Genomic DNA, 16,675 nt, shown 5'->3' on the forward strand with positions numbered 1-16,675 from the left:
CCGAGGCCGGTGATCATGACGGCTGTCTCCGCCAGCTGCCCCGGCCCTTGCGCGCCGGCTTCGCACCGGACAGGTACGCGTCGTAGGTAGGCACCGCGTCCGGTCCCTTGTTGGTGACCATGTTCAGCACGCAGCCGAGCAGCGTGGCGTTGACTGCGTGCAGCACTCGCACCGCGCCGGTGACCTGTGCCGCCGTCGTCCTTCTCGCCTGCACCACCAGTAGCGTGCCGTCGGTGCGGGCGGCCACGACGCCCGCGTCGGTGACCGGGAGCAGGGGCGGGCAGTCGAAGATCACTACGTCGAACTTCTTGCGCGCCTCGTCGACGAGTTCGGTCATGCGCGGCGAACTGAGCAGTTCGCTCGGGTTCGGCGGGGTCCGGCCGCTGGCCAGCAGCCACAGTCCGGCACCCCATGGCTGCAGTACCTGCTCCAGGACCGCGGTGCCGTCGAGGATTGTGCTCAGGCCCGCAGAGTCCTCGCGGCCCAGGAACGCGGCGAGTCGCGGGCGGCGTAATTCGGCGTCGACGACCAGGACCCGCTGGCCGGCCTCGGCGAACAGCCACGCGAGCCCGCAGGCGGTGGCCGAGCGGCCCTCTCCGGGAACCGCGCTGGTCACCGCCAGCGTCTTCACCGAGGCGGCGGCGGCGGCGCACTGCACCTGCGTACGGATCTCGCGCAGCGCCTCTGTTCGTGCCGAGGCGCTGGGCGAGACGAACGGCGCGCCCTGGTCCATCGGCACCTGGGCCAGAACCGGCGCCGACGCGAGAGCCTGCAGCGCCTCGGCGGTGCGTACGGTGTGGTCGGCGACCTCCCGCCCGACCGAGCCGACAGCGCCGACGACGAGCCCGACGACCAAGGCGAGGGCCAGGTTGTTCAGCAGGTCCGGCGCCACCGGGTCCTCGTCGAGTGCCGGCCCGGAGACGACGGTCACCTTGACCGTCGAGGGCTGCGCCGGTGCCGGGCGCTCCAGGTCCTCGACGGCGGTCTCGAAACGGAGCGTGACCCGCGTGAGCAGCAGCATCGCGCGGTTGCGGTCCCGGTCCTCCACGGTGACCTCCATCATGACCGTGTCGGCGACGGTCTCCGCGGAGATCGCCTCGCGAACCTCCCGCGGATTCATGTCGACGCCCGGTGTCCCGGCGATCGGGGTGGCGACCTCGTCACTGGTCAGGAGCTTGGCGTAGGTGGACAGGCGGCTGACGTTGAACATGCTGGCGGGGTAGAGGTCGGAGGCACCGGCGATCGGAGTGGAGAAGAAGAAGGTGACGCGTGCGGCGTACACCGGTGTGGTGTTCCAGTTGACGATCAGAGCCACGACGAGGGCCAGGGCCACCGAGGCCGCCAGCAACCACCAGTGCCGCCTGGCGACACGGAGGTATTCCCGCAGGCCCATCCGGAGCCTCCCGATTCGCTGCTATAGAGGCAATACTGTCGGAATAGCCACGAAGTCAGAATTTATCATGATTAACGTTCTGATACGCTGCCGAACATGAGGGGCGTTCGCCTGCTGCCACCGCTCGTGGACGGCGCCGCATGGGTGATCGGCCTGCTCGCCGCCGTCCTCACCCGGTATGACTTCGATCCCGGTCTCCATCCGCTCGCCGGCGCCCTGACCATGATCGTCCTGGCCGTCCTTCTGCACGTCACGATCAATCACGCCCGCCAAGTGCATCGCGGGATCGCCCCGTTCGCCAGCTTCGACGAGGTGAACTCGGTCGCCACCACCACCGCGGTGGTCGGGTTCGTGCTGACCGGCGGCATTGTGATGCTGTCCAGCCCTCCCGTGCCGGTGGGCGTCCCCGCCATCGGTGGCGCCGTCGCGCTGGTGCTGATGCTCGGCGTCCGCTACGCCTGGCGAGCCCGTCTGATCCGCCGCCTGCGGCCGGACCGCCGTGTCGCCGCTCCGGTCGTGCTGTTCGGCGCGGGCACGGCGGCGGCCGTACTCCTCGACTCGATGCTGCACGACCCGAAAGGGCGATACGTTCCCGCCGGGCTGCTCGATGACGACCCCGGCAAACGTCGCCTGCGCATTCAGGGCGTACCGGTCCTGGGGGGCCGTGACAACATCGCCGAAGCACTCGCCGCAACCGGAGCGGGGATGCTGGTCTTCGCGGTGGCCAATGCCGACGCGGTGCTGGTTCGCGACATCCGCGACCGCACGCTGACCGCGGGAGCGGCGTTCAAGGTGGTGCCGTCGGTCAGCGAGCTGATGGATCACCCCGTGGAGGTCGGGGACATCCGTGAGGTGCAGGTGAGCGACCTGCTGGGACGTCACCAGATCGAGATGGACCTCAGTACGATCGGGGACTATCTGACCGGCAAACGGGTCCTGGTGACCGGCGCCGGCGGATCGATCGGCTCGGAGCTGTGCCGGCAGATCCACCACTTCCGGCCGGCCGAGCTGATGATGCTGGACCGGGACGAGACCTCGCTGCTGGCCGTCCAGCTGTCGATCGACCCGCAGGGCCGCCTCGACGATCCCTCGGTGATCCTGGCCGACGTACGCGACGCCGGCCGGATGCGGGACATCTTCCGGGAACGCCGCCCACAGCTGGTCTTCCACGCGGCAGCACTCAAGCATCTGGCGTTGTTGCAGCGGTACCCGGCCGAGGCCGTGAAGACCAACGTGCTCGGAACCCTGAACGTTCTGCGAGCCGCCTCCTCGGTCGAGCGGTTCGTCAACATCTCCACGGACAAGGCAGCCGACCCCTCCAGCGTGCTGGGCTACTCGAAGCGAATCACCGAGCGCCTGACGGCATGGACCGCCGGGCGCAGCCGGGGGACGTTCCTGAGCGTCCGCTTCGGTAACGTCCTGGGCAGCCGGGGCTCGGTCATCACCACCTTCAACAGCCAGATCGCCGAGGGCGGACCGGTCACGGTGACCCACCCCGACGTGACCCGCTACTTCATGACCACCCAGGAGGCCGTCCACCTCGTGATCCAGGCCGCGGCGATCGGCATGGACGGCGAAGCGCTCGTCCTGGAGATGGGCGCCCCGGTCCGGATCGCCGAGGTGGCGATGCAGATGGTGGCGCTGTCCCGGAAGTCGATCCCGATCAAGTACACCGGCCTGCGACCGGGTGAGAAGTTGGCGGAGTCGTTGTTCGGCAAAGGTGAGACCGACCGGCGGCCCTTCAACCCACTGATCTCCCACGTCGAAGTACCGCCCCTCGACCCGGCCGACCTGCACCGCATCCCGCTGGGCGCCGACACCGCCGTGCTCATCGAACGACTTGCCGCGACATGCGACCGCCCTGCCGCAGGTTCCGCGACTCGCCCGCCGGCCGGATCACCCGCGGTCACCGAAGCTCCGGCCGGCCGGCCGCGCGAGGCGTGAAGATCTTCCGGGCCGCCGCCCCGAAGCCGACAAACGGCGAACAACCCGAATCTCCAGCGCGAAGGCGCCCGTGCTGTTGCAATCGGGTACATGGAATCCCGGCGTGACGACGACCGGCCTGAGCCGAGGCCGGCCCGGGCAGGCGTGCACGCGGCACTGCGCGTCTGGCGCGACAGCCTGATCGATCTCGGCGACAACAACCGCCTCATCAACTTCACCGGCAGCAACGCCGACCTGGTGCACATCACGTCGCCGGACCCGGACCAGGTGGTCGCCACGCTGACCCGCGGCACGCGGTGCACACTGACCGGGCCGGACGGCAGTGACACCCCCTCCGGCCACACCTTCGGGACCGAGCTCACCGAACGCGCACTCGGACCGCTGCTACGGCGGATGATGCGGCGCGCCCAGCAGGAACACCTCGACCGCGGCGTCGCCGTACTTCACCTCACACTGGGGCTGCTGCACTGGCGCCTGCCCGAGGACAACGAGGACCCGGACAGCGAGGTGACCAGTTACGCCAGCCCGCTGTTGCTGCTGCCGGCCGAACTCGTCGCCGGTGAGCAGGGCCGCCCGCCGCAGCTGCGTCTCCGCGACGCCGAGCCGGTGCTCAATCCGGCTCTGGCACTGCGTCTCGGCCAAGCCGGTATCAGCGTCCCCACCCTCGAGCCGGGCGCCGAGCTCAGCGTGTCCGGGTACTGGACCGACTTCACCGACACCGTGGCCGGCCGGCACGGCTGGCACATCGCGCCGGCCGTCATCCTGACCTGCCTCACCTTCCACCGGGAGGCCATCTACCGGGACCTGCAGGAGAACGAGGAACGCATCCTGGCTCATCCGGTGGTCCGCGCCCTGACGATCACCGATCATCGGCGACAGACCGACCGGTTCCGGTTCACCCCGATGATGCCCGGGGAGGTGGACCGGCTCGCGCCGCCCGAAGACATTCCACTGGTGCTGGACGCCGACTCGTCGCAGCGGGCCTGCGTCGCCGCGGCACTGGCCGGGCACAGCTTCGTGATGGACGGACCGCCCGGCACGGGTAAGTCGCAGACGGTTGCCAACATGATCGGGGCGCTGCTGCACGCCGGCAAGCGGGTGCTCTTCGTCTCCGAGAAAGTAGCGGCGCTGGATGTGGTCCACAACCGGCTCGCCGAAGCCGGACTCGGCCGCTACCTGCTGGAGCTGCACGGGCAGAAGGCCGGTCGCCGCGAAGTCGCCACCCTGCTCGCCGCCGCACTCGACGAGACCCTGGAACCGGCCGGTACGGGCACGGCGGTCGACCGGGGTGCGCTGCGACGGCTCCGCGAACGGCTGACCGGCTTCGCCTCCGCCATGAACGAGACCCGCCTACCCCTCGGCACAAGCCTGTACGAGGTCATCGGCCGCTGCGCAGCCCTCTCCGGGGTGCCGGCCGCGCCCGTCCCCGCGATCATCCCGGGTGATCTCACCCCCGAGATGATGAACCAGGTTCGGGAGGCCTCCGACCAGCTCTCCCGCTGCTGGCGGGCAATGCCCGGCAACGACGACTTCCTCTGGCGTGGCGTCGTCGTCCGTGAACCGCTCGACCCGGAACTCAGCCGAGCCGAGAAGGCGCTCGCCGCCCTGGCGCGTACCGCCCGTATCGCCGGCCCGGCCGCCGGCGCATTCGGGCTGCACGGGCCGTCCGACGCCGCATTGCTGGCGCGGCTCGCCGACCATGCCGGCGTCCGGCCCGACGGGGTCGCCGACGTCTGGCTGACCGCCGACGACCTCGAACCGATCCGACAGGCCGTCGACCGCCGGGGCATCGAACTCGCCGCCGCGGCGCACGCCGCCGACGCGGTCAGACAGCGTGCCGGAGTGGCCTGGACTCTGTTGCCCGCCGCCGCCGACCTGCCTGCCGTGCCGTCGCTCGACGGGCTTCCCGCACCGGTCGACCTGGAAACGCTGACCGCCGCCGAGGCCGACGACCTGGCGCGCTCCTTCACCCGGGCCGCCGATCAGCTCGAACTGCATCAGCGCGCGGTCGACCGGGTCACCACCCGACTCGGGCTGCCACCGGCGACCACCATCCGCGACGTTCCGCGCGTGGCGATGATTGTCGAGCTGGGCGCCCGAGCCCACAAACCGGAGCCCTTCTGGTTCCGGCCGGGCACGCTCGCCACGGTGCAGACCGGCGCCGGCGTGCTGCGCCGCGCGCTGGAGGTCCTGGTCGGCGCGGAGATGCAGGCACGACCGTACTTCTCCGAGGCCATCCTGGCGCAGCCGGTCGAGGACCTGGCCGAGCGGTTCACCAACGTGCACCGGGGACTGCGCAAGCTCGGGTCCGCCTACCGGCGCGACAAACGGCAGGTGGCCGGATTCGTGCTGCCGAACGTCCACATCGGCGACGCCATCACCCGGATCGGCGCCGCGGTCGCCTGGAAACGGGCGCTGCAGGAGCTCGCAGCGGCCGAGCACGCCTACGCCACCGTGCTCGGCCGCTACTGGCAGGGCCGCGGCACCGACTTCGCCGCTCTGGACGACGCGATCGCGGTGGCCGCCACCGTCCTGGCGGCGGTTCCGGCCGGTGGTCTGGAGGCGGTGCTCACCTACGTGTGCGCACCGGTGTCCGATCCGTCACCGATCCAGGTGGTGACCGAGGCACGCGACGCGCTGCTGCGCTGGCAGGCGACATTGCGCCCGGCGCCCAGCCCGGCCGCCCGGCCGGAACTGGTGACGGGGCAGATCGCCGACGCTGTGACGTGGTTGAGGAGGCACAGCGCGGCGCTGCACGCGACGGCGGAGACCGTCCAGGCCTACCACCAGGCGACCGGACGAAACCTCGACTACGCGGAGGCCATGCGTATCGCCGAGCTGCGAGCCGCGGCGGAGCAAGCCGCGGCCACAGCGACGGAGCGTGCCGACCCCCTGCTCGAAGCTGATCCCGCGGCGCTCGCGGCGTGCGTCGCGTGGGCCGCGGCCGCACGGGAGTTCGCCGGCGGACCGCTCACCGAGACGCAGGTCGAAGCTCTGCGCGATCTGCGGCCGGTCCCCGGTCTGGCCGGCCGGGCCGCGGAATGGGGCGAGGCTCGCCGGGCAGTGCTGGCCGGGTTCGCGCCGCACCGGCAGGAACAACTGGGCGAACCGCTCAGCGACTACCGGCGGGCGGGCACCCTGCTGCGGCAGCTCCGCGACGACAGCAGCGGACAGGAGGAATGGTTCGCCTGCCTCGACGCCCGCGACGCCCTCACCGGTCACGGGCTGGACGCGGCCGTGGAGTTCTGCGCCGACCAGAACCTGGAAGGCACACAGGTGCCCGCAGTCCTGGAACGGGCGCTGCTGCACGGCTGGGCCGACGCGGTGGTCCGCTCTGACAGCCGGCTCAAACCGTGGCGGGCCGAGGACCGCGACCATCTGGTCACCGAATTCCGGCAGGCCGACAGAAAACTCGCGGGGCTCGCGGCACGGGAGATCATCGCCGCGGTCGACGGACGCCGGCCTCCGGCCGAGAGCACGGCGACCGGCCTGCTGCGGCGTGAGGCGATGAAGGCCGACCGTCAGCTCCCGGTCCGGGACCTGATCGGGTACGCCCGGGACGCCGTCCTCGCCCTGCGCCCCTGTGTCCTCGCCTCACCGCTGACCGTGAGTCAGTCACTGCCTCCGGACATCGGCTTCGACACGGTCATCTTCGACGAGGCCTCACAGATCACGCCGGCTGAGGCGATCAACTGCATCTATCGTGGCCGCTCGCTGATCACCGCGGGCGACGACCGCCAGCTGCCACCGACGTCCTTCTTCGACCGCTCCTTCTCGGCCGTCGGCCAGGACACCGATGTGCTCGACTACCAGTCCGTGCTGGAGTTGGCCAAAGCCTGCGGAGCCTTTCCCGACATGAGCCTCACCTGGCACTACCGCAGCCGGCACCATGACCTGGTCGCGTTCGCGAACAAGGCGTTCTATCAGGGGCGGCTCAACATGTTCCCCGCCCCGGCCGCAGGCGGTCCGGACGCCGGCGTCGAACTGTTCCCGGTCGCGGGCGTCTACCGGCGCTCGACCAGCCGGGACAACCCGGTCGAGGCCGAGCGCGTCGCTGAGCGCATCGTTCATCACTTCACCACCCGGCCCGGTCACACGCTCGGCGTGGTCACGTTCTCGGTGGCCCAGGCCGATGCCATCGAACGCGCCCTGGACAGGATTGCCGGCGAGCATCCGGCGCTGGAGCGGGCGGTGGCGGACGATCGGCTGCACGGCTTCTTCGTCAAGAGCCTGGAATCGGTCCAAGGCGACGAGCGCGACGTCATGATCTTCTCGATCGGCTACGGGTACGACGAGTCCGGCCGGTTCAGTGCGAACTTCGGCGCCCTCAACCGTCCCAACGGCTGGCGGCGGCTCAACGTGGCGATCACCCGGGCCCGGCACCGGGTGGAGATCGTGACGTCGGTGCTGTCCCGCGACATTCCCGAATCGGACAACGAGGGCGTACGGCAACTCGCGGCATACCTGGACCATGCGGAACACGAGGCGGGCGGCCTCGACCCGGATCTTTCCGGTACGGGACCCGCACCGGCGAACGGCAACGACGACTTCGTCACGTCGGTGCTGGACACCGTACGGTCCTGGGGCTACCCGGCACGGACCAGCATGGGAACAGGTGGTGGACGCGTCGACATCGCGATCCGGCACCCGGACGACCCCGCCGGCGACTATGTGCTCGGCGTGCGCTGCGACGGCCCCGGCTACCGCAGCTGTCCGGCGGCCCGGGACAGGGACCGCCTGAACGACCAGGTGCTGATCGACCTCGGCTGGCGGCTGCACCGCGCGTGGGCCCTGGCGTGGTACCGCGACCGGGCGGGCGAGGAGGCCCGTCTGAGGACGGCGCTGGAGCGCGCGGCGACGGCGAGAAGGGCCCGCACCGGCGCGGTGGAAGCAGCGGCGTTCGACCGCGCCCCGAGCACGAGGCCCCGAGTCCTGCACACCGAGGCGGTCCGCAAGTAACACCTCCAGCCGCGGCGTGCCGGCGCGGTCGTGGGTGAATCAGGCCCGCGGCCCGGTTCCGGACCGGGCCGGTGGCGCCGGTGCCACCAGCGACTCGAGGCAGTAGTGTATGCACTGGTTTGCCCGGCATATTCCTGATCATTAGCCCAGGTAGAAGGCAGCAATGATCACTGTTTCCCCGGGCCGGTTGGCCACGGCCTTCGTCGAGATCGCCGACACGCTGGCCGACCCGTTCGAATTGACGGATTACCTGCGCATGTTCGCCGACCGGGTCACCGGCCTGACCGCCGCGGCGGCTTCGGGCGTGCTGGTGGCCGGTCCCGCGGACGGGCTCGGCTTCGTCACGTGTTCTGACGACGTCACGGTGGCTGAAATACTGCGGCTACAGCCGCGCGAAGGCCCCTGTCTGGATGCCTTGCGCACCGGCCGGCCGGTCGTCAACGTCAACCTGGGGGAGGCGGCCACCCGGTGGCCCCGCTTCACGGCGTTGGCCGCCGCAGCCGGCTTCCGGTCGATGCACGCCTTTCCCCTACGCCAACGCGATCAGGTCCTCGGGGGCCTGGCGGTATTCGGTACCACGGAGGGCGAGCACTTCTGCGACGCTGATGTGGCGGTCGTGCAGGCACTGGCGGAGATGGCTACCGGCGGGCTGTTACGGCGAGACGCCGGCCGCCGTAGTGCAGAGATGGCCGGCGAACTGCAGGAAGCGTTGGACGGCCGGATCAGCATCGAGCAGGCCAAGGGCATGATCGCGCAGGCCCATGGTGTCAGCGCCGACGAGGCGTACACCCTCATGCGTGATTGCGCCCGGCGGCAGGGTCGCCGCCTGACCGACGTCGCCCGCCGCGTCGTCACCGCTGCCGGACCCGGGACTCGTCACCGCCTGCCCGCAGCGCCGACCGTACCTGTGGTGGTGGACGCCACGGTGCTGTCGGATTCATCCCGGCTGGCGGCGGTCGAGCGAGCGGAGTCGGCGTTACCCGGGGCGGCGGTCCCGGTGGATGTGGCAGCGCATCTGGCGGCGCGGGTGGTAGGCGCGGGCATGGGTGTGGTGACGCTGGTTCGTGACCACAGCATTCACTGCGCCGGCCTGTCCGGCGCCCCGCCAGATCTGGTGCTGTCGCGGGAACTGCCATTGACCGGTTCGTTGTGCCCGCTGGTGGTCGGTACCGGGCATCCATTGATTGTTGACGATACGGCGGGTTCGCCGTACGCCGGCTTCGAGGCGGTCGTGCGTTATCGGGTGCGAGCCTATCTGGGTGTGCCACTGCGTGACCGGCGCGGCCGGCCGCTCGGGGCGGTCGCGGCGGTCGACACCGACCCGCGGCAGTGGACCGGCGAGGACCTGACGGCGTTGTTGCACGTGGCCGAGATGCTCGGCCCGCTGTCTGAGGGGAACCTGCTGACCGATCACCACGTCGTCGCTGCGACAGTGTTCGACGCGCTGGGTGAGCCGCTGGTCAGCCTGACTGACGACGGCTGGGTGTCGGAGTGGAACACTGCCGCGGCGCAGATGTTCGGCTGGCCCGCCGCCGAGGCGATCGGCCGGCCGGTGGAGCATCTGATGCTGCCGACCGGCGAGTGGGCCCGCATCCGCGCCGGCGCCGGTGGCGGTGCCACCACGGGCCCGGTCGGACTGCCGTGGAGACAGCTGATCACCGCCCGCCACCGCGCCGGTCGGACGTTCCCCGTCGAAGTTCTGGTCACCGCGCTGCCCACCCCGAGCGGACGGCGCTGGGCGATGGTCGTACTCGACGGCCGCGAACGTGCCGCAGCCGACCGGCTCTCCACCCGCCGCTCAGGGTTTCTGCATGCCGTACTCGACAGTTTGCACACCGCGGTGGCGGCCTGCGACGCCGCCGGGCACATCGTGCTGGCCAACCGGGCCCTGCGGCACGCATACGGCCTCCCTGCCGGCGCCCCGATCGACGCGCCCGCATTGAGATCCCGCTTGCTCCAGCCCGGCGGCACCTCACTGCCACTCTCGCAAACACCGCTCGCCCGCGCTTTGCAGGGCATTTCGGTACGCGACACCGAGGTGGTCGTGGAGACGGGAGACCGGCCGGCGCTGACCTTGACCGCTAACGCTCAGCCGATGCACGACTCCGACGGCACGCTCGCCGGCGCGGTGGTCGCGTTGCACGACATCACCGCACAACGGCGGGCCGACCGGTTCCGGCTTGGTGAGCTGCAGGTCACCACCGCGCTGGCCGATGCCGGCGACGTCGCAAAGGTCGGGCCCTGGATCGCTGAGGTGGTGGCACAGAGTCTGCAATGGCCGTACGCCGAACTGTGGCTGCACGACCCCGTGACCGATACCCTGCGCGCGGCCGGACGGTGGCTCGCGGCCAGCGTTCGGGTCGAGCACCCACTGAACGACGCCCCGGTGGTCAAGGGGCGCGGGCTCACCGGCACCGTCTGGGCCACCGCACAGCCCTTGTGGGTCCCCGACCTCAGCGACACCGCGAACTCTGACATCGTGCCACCAGCACTCGCTGCCGCCTGCGCTCAGGCGGGACTGCACACCGCCGTGGCCGTGCCCCTGCACAACGGCACGCTGATCGGCGTGCTCACCTGCATCGCCGACAGCCACGAACACGACCAGGACGACATCATCAGCGGTCTGAGTGCGGTGGCCGGGCACATCGGCCGGTTCGTCTCCCGCCAGCACGCCGACACCCTCACCACTCAGCTGGACCGTACCCGGGACGACTTCATCGTCCTGGCCGGCCATGAGGTGCGCACTCCGCTGACCTCGATCGGCTCCTGCATCCAACTCCTGCTCACCGACGAGGAACTCGACCCGGACGTACGGCAGATGCTTCAAGTCGTGGACCGCAACACCGCCTCGCTGACCGGCATCGTCGACGCTCTGCTCGACCTCGCCTCGATCGAGAGCGGTCACACCACCATGCACTTGCGCCGCACCGACATCGCGGCCCTGGTACGCGACAGCATCGACGCGGTCGCGCCCGCTGCGCGGGCCAACCATGTCGCCCTCACCGTCGACCTACCCGACCGCCTGATCATCGATGCCGACCCTCAACGGCTGCGGCAGGGCGTCGACAACCTGTTGTCCAACGCCGTCAAGTACAGCCCGCACGGCGGTATCACCACCATCGCGGTTCACAGCGACGGCGACGCCACCGTTCTCGCCGTCAGCGACACCGGTATCGGCATTCCCCCGGAGGACCGCACTCGCCTCTTCCGGACGTTCTTCCGCGCCACCAATGCCCGCCACACCGCCATCCCCGGTAGCGGACTCGGCCTCGTCATCACCCGCGCCATCGTCGAAGCCCACCACGGGGTCATCACCGCCACCCACACCGAACCGGGAACCACCGTCACCGTCCGCCTGCCCACCACAGCCATGGAGGCCCACTGAGCACGGCACCACCGACATCGGGCAGAACGTCCGGCCACACCGGGAGGTGTCGGTGCAGCCGGTCAGACAGCGCCACCCTGGCCCAACAGCGAGTCGCCCAGCGACGTCAGGTGGTGCACCATCAGGTTGCCGTCCCGGATGCTGGCGATCAGGCCGGCCTCGCGCAGCACGGTCGCATGATGGCTGGCGGTGGCCGCCGCGATGCCGGTCCGCCGGGCCAGCTCGCCGGTGGTGGCGCCGCTCGCGGCGGCCCGCAGCACGGCCAGCCGGGTGCGGCCGATCAGCGGGCCGAGCCGCTCGCCGGGCGGCACGGCGTGCGCGGGTCGTTGCCGCCGTGCGGGGTAGACGAGCATAGGCGGCAGCTCGGGGTCGGCCAGGGCAATCGGCGTGTGCCAGCAGAAGAAGGAGGGCACGAGCGTGATGCCGCGCCCGCGCAGCAGCACGTCGCGGTCGACGACGTAGCCTTCCACGGAGAGCACCGGCGGCGCCCAGGTGACCCGAGGGCCGAGATCCTGCAGCGAGTCGCCGAGGGCGCCGAGCGCCTTGACGCCCCGGTTGGCCCGGTCATGGGCCGTGGTGGCGTCGATCTCCTTCCGATAGGGCGTCACGGCCACCTCGTGATAGCGGCGGAGGCTGTCGCCGAGCGCGGCGAGCGCCGGCGCCCGCCCGGTGGCCAGGTCGTCCAGCCAGGCGGCGGCGCCGGGGGCCGCGCGTAGCCGTCGCATCTCGGCCCGGAGCCGCCGCCGCGGTGTCCGCAGGATCGCGTCGAGCGACTCGCCCAGCTCGCCGGCCGGCTCCGGCGTGAGGAAATCGGGGAAGTAGCCGCCGAGGCGGGTGAGCGGCAGCAGCTGGCCGTTCACGACGCCGGTCAGCCCGGCGTGCTGCAAGTCGCGCCGCACCCGTGCGTGCCAGCCCGCATAGCCGAGGTAGCTGGGATGCCGTCGCCCGGTCTGCAGCCGGTGCAGGCTGCAGACGATCTCCCAAGCCGGATCGGCCCGGGCCAGTCGCGTCCGGCTGACGTCCTCCGCTGTGAACTGGATCCGCAGCGTCCCCATGATTGATGATTGTCACTGGACGGCGAGATCCGTTCTGTCCGCGATACGACTCTCACGATCCGAGAACATCGCGGGCCTCGGTCACCTGCGCCTGCTGGATCGCGTTGTACTCGTCCAGCGCCCCGGGCGTGCGGGCCAGCTCCCGCTGCTGGATCGCGGCCATCGTCGCGTAGGCCCGCGGCAGATAGTCCAGCCGCGCCTTGCAGGCCAGATCGGCCGCCACCGAGGGGTCGGTGGCGAGGTTCGTGCTGGCCGGCAGTTCACTGTGCAGGGTGGCCGGGTCGGCGGCCTTCCCGAACCCGGCGTCCCGCATGCAATCCCGCCACGCCGAGCGGACCGGCGCGAAGGACCTGTCGGCGTCGAACGCCTCGAGTGAGCGCTCCTCAGCTTCGAACAGCAGGATGCGCAACTCCATCTGCCGTACCCGCTTGTCGCCCAGCAGCCGCCGTTCCGCGTCGGCCTCGCACCCCACCGCGGGCGCGGTGACCGTGATCTTCTCGCCGCGGGCCTGCACAAGCCGGTTCGGCGGCCCGTAGAGGGCCAGCCCGTAGGCCTTGCCGCCGGCCACCGGGACCTCGGGCTCGGCCGGCACCGCGGGCGCCCGCTCAGCGGTGCTCTCCACCCCGAACGGCCGGAGCATCGCGTTGTCCTCGGGGCTGTCCGCCCGTTCCGGCTCCCGGTAGCTCAGCCCGAACCGGGCCATGCAGGGGGAGATGAGCTTGGTCTTGGCCTGATCGACGAGATATTTGACGTCGCCGCGGTGATAAGTCGCCTCGTAGATGGGAGGTTGTTCGCGCATCCGCTCGAGCGGATCGACTGGCGACGGCCGAGGCTCGGGCATCGATGCAGCAGTGCAGCCACCGAGCAGGACGGCCGTCAGCAGAGCGGGCAGGGCGGCGCGCCCCCGAGGGGCGCGCCGGTGGTGCTGTCCGGCCTCGATCAGACGATGCATGAGATCGGGGTGCGGTTGCGGATGATCAGCGCACTGGCCTCGTTCCGTCGGCCTTGACCGTTGGGGACGCCGTCGTTGGGCTCGCCCGGCAACGTGCCCGCACGTCCGGGGTTCACGCAGAATGCCAGCCGGCTCGACGTCGACGGATTGATGTCGTAGTAATAGTGGCTCTCGCGGTTGCTCGAACTGTTGTTCCACGCCGACCAGCTGTTGTCGTTCACGGTCTCGTTCCAGCCGGAACCGTTGTTGTAGATGTCGAACCGGTCGTCGGTGAAGTTCTGGTCGCCGTTGAAGTACCAGTGCGAGGCGCTGTCCAGCGACGCGTAGTAGAGGCAGTGGTATCCGGGCTGGTCACCGCAGGCGGCGGCGGCCCGCGACCCGTCGGCCTTGTAGGTCCTCTCCTCCTGGCATGCGAGCTTGGTCGAGCCCGCGGCGCAGTCAGTCGGCCCGGCCTGGGCCGGCGAGCCGGCCACCAGCAGCGCCGTGGCCGTACTGATGATCATCAGCGCGGCCAGCGCCGTCCTCTTGAGTGATCTCATCCCGTTCTCCCCATGCGATCCGTCGGGCCGATCTGACCCGGCTCTCAGGGTCGGCCGCGGACAGCCGCGGGAGAAGGAAGATTCGACCAGCGTCTAATGTCGGGTCAGTCGCCGTCGGCATGCGGACGGTCCGTCCACGCTCGCATGCCGATGGTTCCGGGCATCAGCGCCGGCGAACCCGCCTGCGTCATCGTCCTCAGCACCGAAGACTGGCCTGGCCGCTGGGCCGGTCCGTTCGGTGAAGCTGCAGTCTCGCGTACGGTGCCCCTGTGAGATCGAGCAACCCCACCCGGCGATGGACGAGCCAAGCCTGGTTCGCGTGCATCCTGACCTGCATGGTCGTCCTGATCCTGGCCGGCGCGGGACTGGGCACGCAGGTGCTGGCCGACACCACCGCGGTGTCGAACCGGCTCAACGATCACATCTCGCCGGCGCGCACCACGGTCGTGAAGCTTGACGACGCGCTCGGTGATCAGGCCTTCGGGCTACGGGCCTTCGAGGTCAGCGGGCAGCCGGAGCTGCTCGAGCCGTACCGCAGCGGCGTCGCCGACGGGCAGACGGCTACCGCCCGGCTGCGCGAGCTGCTGGCCGGGGAGGCCCGGCTGCTGACGGAACTCGACGAACTGGACCGGCTGGCGACGCAGTGGCGCCGCGACACCGCTGAGCCGCTGATCGCCGAACGGCGACCCTCCGGTACCGCTACGCCACCGGGGGACGCCTTCGCGGCGGTACGGGCACAGGTCGCCGACCTCGACGCGGCGCTGCTGGACGAACGTACCCGTGGCCGTGCGGCGCTGGACGACTCCCGGCGGATCCGCAACGCCGTCTTCCTCGGCCTGGCCGTACTCCTGCTCGCCGCGGTCGCCGCCATCGCCGTGGTGTTGCGCCTGGTCGTCCTGCGTCCGCTGGCCCGGCTCGGTGCCGCGGTACGCACCGTCGCCGCCGGCGACTTCGACCACCGCCTTTCCCCGCACGGGCCGACCGACATCGCCGCCCTCGGCCACGACGTGGAAGCCATGCGCTGCCGGCTCGTGCAGGCTCTGGTCGCGGCCGGTGAGACCCGCGACGCGTTGGCCCGCTCCAACGCCGACCTGGAGCAGTTCGCCTACGTCGCCTCCCATGACCTGCAGGAGCCGCTGCGTAAGGTGGCGTCGTTCTGTCAGATGCTCCAGCGCCGTTACGCCGACTCCCTCGACGACCGGGCCCAGCAGTACATCTCCTTCGCCGTCGACGGCGCGACCCGGATGCAGCGGCTGATCCATGATCTGCTGACGTTCTCCCGGATCGGTCGTGTCTACGACAGCAGTCAGCCGGTCGACCTCGACAGAATCCTGGACGAGGTCGAGCAGACCTTGGCGGGGACCATCGAGGAGACCGGCGCCCGCATCGACCGGCCACGGCTCCCGACCGTGCAGGGTGACGCCACCCTGCTGACGATGTTGTGGCAGAACCTGATCGGCAATGCCCTCAAGTTCCGTCACCCGGACCGGCCACCACACGTGACGATCAGCGCCGCCTCCGTGGAAGGCGAGTGGCGCTTCACCGTGAGTGACAACGGCATCGGTATCGACTCCGAGTTCGCCGAGAAGATCTTCGTCATCTTCCAGCGGCTGCATCCCCGGGACAAGTACTCCGGAACCGGGATCGGGCTGGCCATCTGCAAGCGGGTGGTCGAGCACCACGGCGGCGCCATCAGCGTCGACACCACCCGATCCGACGGCACCATGTTCGTCTTCACGATGGCCGGCCACGGTGGCAGCCCGGTCGCGGGCACGTCGGACCAGGTCGGCCAGGCTCTGGCCGCGTCCCCGTAACCGGCTGCCTCGCCGGCTGCGGACGCCTGGTCCGCGCTGACGGGCTCACACACGGCGTACGTGCAGATGGCCGTTGAGCGGGTAGGCGGGAGGAGCCGGCGGCAGGACGCTGTCGAGCGGGTAGCCGCTCTTCCCGGCGACGCGGCACGATGCCAGGTTGTCGACCTGGTGGAGCAGTTCGAGGCATTCCAGGCCGTCGGCTCGGAAGGCGTCGAAGGCCCAGACGGTGAGAGCGGCCAGGGCACGTGAGGCCACGCCTCGTCCACGAGCCTGTGCTGCCGTCCAGTAGCCGACCTGGGCGGAGGGCTTGCCGGAGGCGACTTCCTTGAGGACCACGTTGCCCAGCAGCCGCGGTGGCACCGGGTCGGGGGCCGTCTCGAGGACGGCGAAGGCGAACCGGTCGCCCGCTGCCCAGCCGCGCTCCTGAGCCCGTACCCACCGCAGCCCGGCGTCCTCGCTGTCCAGAGGTGAGACCGTCGCACGTCTCAGATCCGGGTCCCGGTGCGCCTCGATCAACGCAGTGACGTCCTCCACTCGCCAGGGGCGAAGGGTGAGAGCGGGGGAGGTCCGCGTCGCGGTGGCGGTGAGTGTCACGGGAGCGTTCATCGCCGGATCGTAGAAGTCGAGAACCACT

Annotated in this window: 9 protein-coding genes; 4 read left to right on the forward strand and 5 right to left on the reverse strand. The window is 70.5% G+C overall.

The features are described 5' to 3' along the window. Window positions 1–13: 13 nt before the first annotated feature. Window positions 14–1,393, reverse strand: a complete 1,380-nt coding sequence (locus AB0G04_RS33165; protein ID WP_360990928.1) for a CpsD/CapB family tyrosine-protein kinase — start codon at window positions 1,391–1,393, stop codon at window positions 14–16. Window positions 1,394–1,489: 96 nt separating this feature from the next. Here AB0G04_RS33165 and AB0G04_RS33170 point away from each other — a divergent pair, with 96 nt between their 5' ends. From AB0G04_RS33170 to AB0G04_RS33180, 3 genes are all read left to right on the forward strand, one after another. Next, the gene (locus AB0G04_RS33170; protein WP_360990930.1) at window positions 1,490–3,337 is read left to right on the forward strand and encodes a polysaccharide biosynthesis protein; all 1,848 of its coding nucleotides are present in this window, start codon (window positions 1,490–1,492) and stop codon (window positions 3,335–3,337) included. Between the two features lie 90 nt (window positions 3,338–3,427). Beyond that, window positions 3,428–8,296, forward strand: a complete 4,869-nt coding sequence (locus AB0G04_RS33175; protein ID WP_360990933.1) for a DUF4011 domain-containing protein — start codon at window positions 3,428–3,430, stop codon at window positions 8,294–8,296. Window positions 8,297–8,459: 163 nt separating this feature from the next. Continuing rightward, window positions 8,460–11,681, forward strand: a complete 3,222-nt coding sequence (locus AB0G04_RS33180; RefSeq protein ID WP_360990935.1) for a GAF domain-containing protein — start codon at window positions 8,460–8,462, stop codon at window positions 11,679–11,681. Between the two features lie 62 nt (window positions 11,682–11,743). On the opposite strand, the gene AB0G04_RS33185 is transcribed toward AB0G04_RS33180, so the two are convergent. The 3 genes from AB0G04_RS33185 to AB0G04_RS33195 form a co-directional block, all read right to left on the reverse strand. Continuing rightward, entirely contained in the window at window positions 11,744–12,736 is a 993-nt protein-coding gene (locus AB0G04_RS33185; RefSeq protein WP_360990941.1) for a helix-turn-helix domain-containing protein, read from the reverse strand. A 52-nt stretch (window positions 12,737–12,788) separates the two neighbouring features. After that, the gene (locus AB0G04_RS33190; RefSeq protein ID WP_360990944.1) at window positions 12,789–13,535 is read right to left on the reverse strand and encodes a hypothetical protein; all 747 of its coding nucleotides are present in this window, start codon (window positions 13,533–13,535) and stop codon (window positions 12,789–12,791) included. Between the two features lie 140 nt (window positions 13,536–13,675). Beyond that, the gene (locus AB0G04_RS33195) at window positions 13,676–14,227 is read right to left on the reverse strand and encodes a hypothetical protein (protein WP_360990946.1); all 552 of its coding nucleotides are present in this window, start codon (window positions 14,225–14,227) and stop codon (window positions 13,676–13,678) included. Window positions 14,228–14,496: 269 nt separating this feature from the next. Here AB0G04_RS33195 and AB0G04_RS33200 point away from each other — a divergent pair, with 269 nt between their 5' ends. Next, complete coding sequence (locus AB0G04_RS33200) at window positions 14,497–16,041, forward strand: ATP-binding protein (protein ID WP_360990949.1); 1,545 nt, start codon at window positions 14,497–14,499, stop codon at window positions 16,039–16,041. Between the two features lie 45 nt (window positions 16,042–16,086). Here AB0G04_RS33200 and AB0G04_RS33205 read toward each other — a convergent pair whose 3' ends face one another. Continuing rightward, window positions 16,087–16,647, reverse strand: coding sequence for a GNAT family N-acetyltransferase (locus tag AB0G04_RS33205; RefSeq protein ID WP_360990951.1), 561 nt, complete (start codon window positions 16,645–16,647; stop codon window positions 16,087–16,089). Between the last annotated feature and the right edge of the window lie 28 nt (window positions 16,648–16,675).

This window comes from Actinoplanes sp. NPDC023801, assembly GCF_040639655.1.
Lineage (GTDB): Bacteria > Actinomycetota > Actinomycetes > Mycobacteriales > Micromonosporaceae > Actinoplanes.